The 511-nt window shown below is 29.2% G+C and carries 1 protein-coding gene; it reads left to right on the forward strand.

Going from position 1 to position 511, the window contains the following annotated elements; genetic code table 11:
- A partial coding sequence (gene mobV, locus ABN217_RS20470; protein ID WP_349460039.1) for a MobV family relaxase occupies positions 1-511 on the forward strand: 511 nt, incomplete at both ends.

A 511-nucleotide genomic window follows, 5' to 3' on the forward strand; every position in this document is an offset into this window, starting at 1 on the left:
CAATATGCGATTGAGGAAAACACATAATGCAGATCCTAACCTTAAATCCCAAAACCGAATTTTAATCGGTTCTGGTGATTTAAGGACTGATATTAATGCAAGGTTTCAAGCAACAAATGTTAAAGCTCGTAATTCTACTTCTGTTATTTGTAATGAATTAGTTTTAACAGCTTCTCCGGAATTTTTTGCAAATAGCAAAAATTTAGAGGATTGGATTAAAGTTCAAATGGAATATTTGCATAATGAATATGGAGAAAATGCAATAAATGCAGTTTTACATTTAGACGAGCAAACACCACATATTCACGCTTTTATAACTCCAATCGAAAATAAAAACGGAATATATAAACTAAACAATAAATCGTATATGAAAAAATACGAAACAATGCAGGATATATATTTTAAATACAATAAGCCATTGGGTTTAATCCGTGGGATTAAAAAAGAGGTTTCGAATGCAGAATATAAGGAAGTTAAAGAATTTTACAGCGATATTAAAAACATTAAAAAT

Source organism: Proteus sp. fly-1067 (assembly GCF_040139345.1).
In the GTDB taxonomy this organism is placed as follows: Bacteria; Pseudomonadota; Gammaproteobacteria; order Enterobacterales; family Enterobacteriaceae; genus Proteus; species Proteus vulgaris_B.